Origin of the sequence: Nocardioides sp. (genome assembly GCF_029937575.1) — a bacterium.
GTDB lineage: Bacteria > Actinomycetota > Actinomycetes > Propionibacteriales > Nocardioidaceae > Nocardioides.
The window spans coordinates 1-5,492 of record NZ_JAPYPS010000111.1 but is presented as its reverse complement, the minus strand read 5'-3'; the positions used below and the strand labels follow the sequence as shown (position 1 = coordinate 5,492).

General features: G+C 71.4%; 7 protein-coding genes. 3 read left to right on the top strand and 4 right to left on the bottom strand.

The window, feature by feature from the left end; all coding sequences use genetic code 11:
- The first annotated feature begins 251 nt into the window (after positions 1–251).
- On the top strand, positions 252–503 hold the full coding sequence (locus Q1K33_RS20230; RefSeq protein WP_300406647.1) for a hypothetical protein: 252 nt from the start codon (positions 252–254) through the stop codon (positions 501–503).
- 1 nt (position 504) lies between these two features.
- Here Q1K33_RS20230 and Q1K33_RS20225 read toward each other — a convergent pair whose 3' ends face one another.
- The 3 genes from Q1K33_RS20225 to Q1K33_RS20215 all read right to left on the bottom strand — a co-directional run bounded on the left by Q1K33_RS20225 (position 505) and on the right by Q1K33_RS20215 (position 3,450).
- Positions 505–1,203, bottom strand: coding sequence for a class I SAM-dependent methyltransferase (locus Q1K33_RS20225; RefSeq protein ID WP_300406654.1), 699 nt, complete (start codon positions 1,201–1,203; stop codon positions 505–507).
- A 2-nt stretch (positions 1,204–1,205) separates the two neighbouring features.
- Complete coding sequence (locus tag Q1K33_RS20220; protein WP_300406652.1) at positions 1,206–2,570, bottom strand: class II fumarate hydratase; 1,365 nt, start codon at positions 2,568–2,570, stop codon at positions 1,206–1,208.
- A gap of 121 nt (positions 2,571–2,691) precedes the next feature.
- Positions 2,692–3,450, bottom strand: a complete 759-nt coding sequence (locus tag Q1K33_RS20215) for an SGNH/GDSL hydrolase family protein (RefSeq protein WP_300406645.1) — start codon at positions 3,448–3,450, stop codon at positions 2,692–2,694.
- Between Q1K33_RS20215 and Q1K33_RS20210 the strand changes: the two genes are divergently transcribed.
- Positions 3,449–4,102, top strand: coding sequence for a hypothetical protein (locus Q1K33_RS20210; protein WP_300406643.1), 654 nt, complete (start codon positions 3,449–3,451; stop codon positions 4,100–4,102). The two genes, Q1K33_RS20215 and Q1K33_RS20210, sit on opposite strands and share 2 nt — an antisense overlap.
- Here Q1K33_RS20210 and Q1K33_RS20205 read toward each other — a convergent pair.
- On the bottom strand, positions 4,066–4,758 hold the full coding sequence (locus Q1K33_RS20205; protein ID WP_300406641.1) for a hypothetical protein: 693 nt from the start codon (positions 4,756–4,758) through the stop codon (positions 4,066–4,068). The two genes, Q1K33_RS20210 and Q1K33_RS20205, sit on opposite strands and share 37 nt — an antisense overlap.
- Before the next feature lie 73 nt (positions 4,759–4,831).
- Here Q1K33_RS20205 and Q1K33_RS20200 point away from each other — a divergent pair, with 73 nt between their 5' ends.
- Positions 4,832–5,053, top strand: coding sequence for a hypothetical protein (locus Q1K33_RS20200; RefSeq protein WP_300406640.1), 222 nt, complete (start codon positions 4,832–4,834; stop codon positions 5,051–5,053).
- Positions 5,054–5,492 lie beyond the last annotated feature (439 nt).

The following is a 5,492-nucleotide window of genomic DNA, read 5'->3' as shown; positions in this document are numbered from 1 at the left end:
ACCGCGGGTGAGGGACGAACCCGCGACGGAGCGTGTCGAAACCCGGTGAGCCGGGTGCCGACCGCGAGGTCGGCGGAGCTCGGGTGGTCGTCGGTGGTTGAGCAGCGACCGCGGGTGAGGGACGAACCCGCGACGGAGCGTGTCGAAACCCGGTGAGCCGGGCGCCCGCGCCGACCCCGCCACTCCGACGCGTCGTCGAGAGGCGACAGGTCAGCGCCGGTGCGGGTTGAGCCACCTGGGACCATGGACCCGTGAGCGAACGCGACCCGGAGACCATGCTGCCCTACGGCTTCGGCGAGCCGCCGAGCGAAGGCTCCGACCTGGTTCGGTTCATCGCGGTGATCCTGGCCGGCGCCATCATGCTGGGCGCCTTGTTCCTGCTCATCCGGGCACGCCAGGAGAACAACTCCGAGTCGACCTACGAGGCGTGCCTCTCGCGGGTCGAGGCGCAGGAGAACCCGCCCGGGTTCCGTCCGGAGAACTTCTGCCAGCGACCGAAGTAGGTCAGGTCGCGACGAAGACCGTCGTGTGACCGGCGTACTCCCGCGGACCGTCGAAGTGCGGGAGGTGCCAGGGGACGTCCTCCTGCGACGAGTGGAGGTAGGCCACTGCCGCCGCGTGGTCACCGAAGAGCGCCCGCGTGCGGAGGTCGTCACGGGCGACGTCCTCGAAGTGGTGCAGCAGGGCGTCCTCGCCGTTCTCGCTGCTGAAGTGGGTCAGTACGGCCTCGCCGCCGGCCTCACGGCGCAGGTCGGCCATGTGCTCGTCGCCGTTCGTGACCGCGACGAAGCGGCCGCCCGGGCGCAGGACCCGGCGGATCTCGGCGAGGCCCCGGTGCAGGTCACCCACGTGGTAGAGCATCCACATGGCGGCGACGGCGTCGAACGACGCGTCGTCGAACGGCAGCTCCTCGACGTCGGCGACCCGCGCGTCGATGCCACGGCGGGACGTGAGCTCGACCAAGCGAGGCGACTGGTCGACCGCCTTCAGCTCGGCCCCGGGCAGCGCGGCGGCGATCCGCGCCGCGAAGGCGCCCGTGCCGCACCCGACCTCGAGCACGCGCTCCGGCTCCCCCTGGACGACGGCGGTCAGCGCCTCGCAGGACGGCTCGCGGCCGTCGAGGGTGGGGTGCCACACCGACGTGCGGGTCTCGAGGTGCTCCTCGGTGGCGTACTGGCGGCTGACGTGGTCGCGGTCGGTCATGCTCACGGGTGGGTCATCCCCTCGAGGTCGAGCGCGTCGTCGAGCTGCTGCTCGGTGAGCTCGCCGCGTTCGACGTATCCCTCGGCGACGACGGTCTCGCGGATCGTGGCGCCGGCTGCGAGCGCCTTCTTGGCCACCGAGGCCGCTGCCTCGTAGCCGATGTACTTGTTGAGTGGCGTGACCACCGAGGGTGACGACTCGGCGTAGGTGCGCATCCGTTCGACGTCGGCGGTGATGCCGGCCACGCAGCGCTCGGCCAGCACGGTGGTCGAGGTGGAGAGCAGCCGGATCGACTCGAGGACGTTGCGGGCGATGAGGGGCATCGCGACGTTCAGCTCGAAGCTCCCGCTGCTGCCCGCGGCCGTCACGGCTGCGTCGTTGCCGATCACCTGGAAGCAGACCTGCAGCGTCGCCTCAGGCAGCACCGGATTGACCTTGCCCGGCATGATGCTGGAGCCGGGCTGCAGGTCGGGCAGGTGGATCTCGGCGAGCCCGGTGGTGGGCCCCGACGACATCCAGCGCAGGTCGTTGCAGATCTTGATCAGACCGACCGCCACCGTCTTCAGGACGCCGCTGAGCTCGACCAGCGAGTCGCGCGTCCCCTGGGCCTCGAAGTGGTTCCGGGCCTCGCTGAAGGGCTGGCCGGTGGCCTCGGCGAGCAGCTCGATGACCCGCGGCGCGAACCCGGCCGGGGTGTTGATGCCGGTGCCGACCGCCGTGCCTCCCAGCGGAAGCTCGCGGACACGCGGGAGCACGGCCTCGAGGCGCTCCACGGCGTAGCGCACCGTGGCGGCGTACCCGCCGAGCTCCTGGCCGAGCATGACGGGGGTGGCATCCATCAGGTGGGTGCGGCCGGACTTGACGACGCCGGCGAACTCCTCGGCCTTGGCGGCCAGTGCGTCTCCCAGGACTCCCAGGGCAGGGGTCAGGTCCTCGACCACCGCCAGCGTGATGGCGACGTGCATGGCGGTGGGGAAGGTGTCGTTGCTCGACTGGCTCGCGTTGACGTGGTCGTTGGGGTGTACGGCGCCGTCCCCGTCGGCGGCAGAGCGCGCGACGAGGCTGGCGATCACCTCGTTGGCGTTCATGTTGGAGCTGGTGCCCGACCCGGTCTGGAAGACGTCGATCGGGAAGTGCTCGTCGTGGCGACCCTGCGCGACCTCGCGAGCGGCCGAGGCGATGGCCGAGGACTGCTCCTCGGTGATCACCTCGAGCTCGCCGTTGGTCTGGGCCGCCGCGGCCTTCACCTGGCCCAGGGCGTGGATCAGGCGAGGCTCCAGGGTGGTCCCGCTGATCGGGAAGTTGTCGACCGCGCGCTGCGTCTGGGCGCGCCACAAGGCTGCCTTCGGCACCTCGATCTCACCCATGGAGTCGTGCTCGATCCGGACGTCGTCGTGCGTGCTCACCCCTCGCACGTTACCGACCGGGTCTGTGCCGGGGCTGTCGGGCACCTGACGATCGGGTGACGAACGTGGTCCCGGCCGGCGGCTACAGGTGCTCGGCCACCAGGTCGGCCACGGCCCGCATCCCGGACGCGTTGGGGTGATAGGCCAGCGGCGTCCCGCGAGTGGGCAGCGTGAGCCCCACGGTCCACGGGTCCGCGGACCACGCATGGTGGTCGCGGCTGGCGGCCGCGACGCTGACGAGCTCACACCCGGTGGCCTCGGCTGCCTCCGCGGTGATCTCCTCGAGACCTCCGGCGAGGTGCCGGGCGAGGTCGGCGTGCGGGCGACGCAGGGGGAAGGACCGCTCACCGGCAGGCGGCAGCAGGGTGAGGTAGTCGATGAAGACCACCCGGGCTCGAGGGGCTCTTTCCCGTACGGCGCGTCCGACGGCGCGCATCGCCGGGGCGAGCCGGGCGAGGGCGAGCTCCCGGGCGTGCGGGTCGAGCGCGTCGCGCAGCCGTGGGCCCACGAGCGGGAGGGCGCGGGTCAGACGCGGCAGCGTGGCGACGTACATCCCCGGGACGTAGGCGATGTCGTTGCCGCCGATCGTGATCGTCACCAGGGTCTCGGTGCCGTCGAGTGCGTCCACCTGCGGCGCGGAGGAGTTCTGTCGGGTGTGCAGGACGTGCGCGGTCGTGGCTCCGGAGTAGGAGACGTCGACCAGGTCGTGACCGAGGTCGGCGGCGAGCAGGCTCGGGTAGTTGCGCGTCGAGCGCATCGCAGCGGCGGGGCTGCCGGGCGCCCGGGGGAGCAGCCCGGGGCCGGCCGCCATGGAGCTGCCGAGAGCCACGTATCGCGTCATGGGTGAATCCTGCCGCAACCCGGACGACTACGGTGATCCGGTGACGCAGTGGCTCGACGACCTCAGCACCCTGCAGGTGCTCCTCCTCGTCGCCGGGGTCACCCTCGGCGGCTCGGTCCTCGCGGCGATCGTGGGGGCGGTGCTGGTGCGCATGGGGCTGCGCCGGCCGTGGTTCCTCCAGATGCTCAGCCGGTTGGCCTACAAGGTCCTGGGCGTCATCAAGCGTCCGCTGACCATCGTGGTCCTCGACGAGGTCGCCGCGGTGATCCAGACCGGCAAGTACACCAAGAACATCTCCGACGCCCTGCTCGAGAACCACGACGAGCTGAAGGCGCTGGTCGCCGAGAAGGTCCGTGAGGACCCCAACGCGCGCATCGTCAGCAAGCTCCCCGGCTACGACACGATCGTCTCGGAGGCCTCCGAGACCGTGATGCGGGTGATCATCGAGATGCTCAGCGATCCCCGGATGGACGAGCTCGTCGCGGACCTGCTGCGCAACAACCTGCAGCAGATCCGCACGGCCGTGCGACAGAAGGACCACGAGGCCGTCGGCGAGCCCACCGATCCGGACCCGATCCCGGAGCACGCTCCCCGTCCCCGGTCGGAGCGCTCGGGTCAGCCGTCGGACGGGTCGGCGACGCGACCCACGTAGAGCCAGTACTGCTCATCGCGGCCCTGCAGCACCACGTCGAGCGGGATGGTCTCGCTCCCTTCGTAGACCGACGCCACCGCCTCGCCCAGGGCCGGGGCGCGGTCGGCCGACCAGATCCCCACCGCTCCGCCTGGGCGCAGGATCCGCGCCACCTCGGTCAGGAACGGCGGCGCGTAGAGCGCGGCGTTGGCGTCGTGGACGAGGTAGCCGGGGCCGTTGTCGACGTCGAGGAGGACCAGGTCGTACGACGCCGGGCGGGCCTCGGCGACGGCAGTCGCGATATCGGCGACCACGACCGTGGCGCGCTGGTCGGCCAGCAGGGCGGGTCCGTGCGGCACGGTGCCGTCGCGCATCCACTCGACGAGTGCCTGCTCGATCTCCACGACGGCGCAGGTCTCCACGCGGGGATCGGCCAGCACCTCGTGCATCGTGAACCCCAGCCCCAGGCCCCCGACCAACACGGCTCGTGGCTCGGCGACCAGGCCGAGCGCGGCGGTGGCGAGAGCTCGCTCGGTGCCGACCTCGACGGTGTCCATCACGAAGACGCCGTTGGCGCGCAGCTCGAGCACCCGCGGACCGGCATGGCCGGGCTCGCGCTCGCGCAGGACCAGCTCACCGCGCTCCGACTCGGCCCGCGCGACCTCGATGTGCTCCATCACCCCATCCTGCCTCGCCCGACCTGTCCCTCGGGGTGGGCCGCGCCGACCGTGCGACTGGCACGCTGGAACCATGGACGAGCACACCAAGGACCAGCACACCGAGGGCGAGCACACCAAGGACCAGGACGCCCGCGAGGGTCAGGTCTCTGAGGTCGCCGCGATGGACCCGGCAGACGCCGACACCCCGATCTCCGACGACCAGTCGGTCGCCGGATCTCCCAGCGACGAGTCGGGTGAGGTCGACGACGGGCCGCAGGGACCGAACGCGCGAACGGGGTCGGACCGGGCGTAGTCCTCCTCAGGGCTGGGTGGCGCCCGTCTTCGTGGTTGGTGTGTGGCGCCCGTCTTCGTGGTTGGTGTGGCGTCCGCGCGCGTAGTCGACCGGGTCTCGCCGTCAAGGATCGCCTGCGGCGCCCGCTTCGCGGTGCCTTCGGCATCCGTTGACTGCGAGCCTCTCCCGGTCGACTGAACGGCGCGCTCAACGGCGAGGGCTCCGCCCACGCCGCCGCATGCGCGGGCGCCACACCCGTCACATGCTTCACATCGTCTTGCCGGTTGGGTGAAGACTGCAGGTTTCCGGCCGGTTTTCGTGTCGTCTCTGCCCAACGGATGAGCGAATGTGACTCGTGGGACTGAAGAGGTGGGGCCGCGCTTGCGCGGGCGGCGCCACCGAGCGCAGCGAGGGGGCTCCGCCCCGTGCGCCGTGACAGCCGACCTACCGGGTCCCGCAG

Excerpts from the sequence above, each read along its gene's own strand:
- Q1K33_RS20225 (WP_300406654.1), bottom strand. The coding sequence starts at position 1,203 with ATGACCGACCGCGACCACGTCAGCCGCCAGTACGCCACCGAGGAGCAC.
- Q1K33_RS20220 (WP_300406652.1), bottom strand. The coding sequence starts at position 2,570 with ATGGGTGAGATCGAGGTGCCGAAGGCAGCCTTGTGGCGCGCCCAGACG.
- Q1K33_RS20210 (WP_300406643.1), top strand. The coding sequence starts at position 3,449 with ATGGGTGAATCCTGCCGCAACCCGGACGACTACGGTGATCCGGTGACG.
- Q1K33_RS20215 (WP_300406645.1), bottom strand. The coding sequence starts at position 3,450 with ATGACGCGATACGTGGCTCTCGGCAGCTCCATGGCGGCCGGCCCCGGG.
- Q1K33_RS20205 (WP_300406641.1), bottom strand. The coding sequence starts at position 4,758 with ATGGAGCACATCGAGGTCGCGCGGGCCGAGTCGGAGCGCGGTGAGCTG.
- Q1K33_RS20200 (WP_300406640.1), top strand. The coding sequence starts at position 4,832 with ATGGACGAGCACACCAAGGACCAGCACACCGAGGGCGAGCACACCAAG.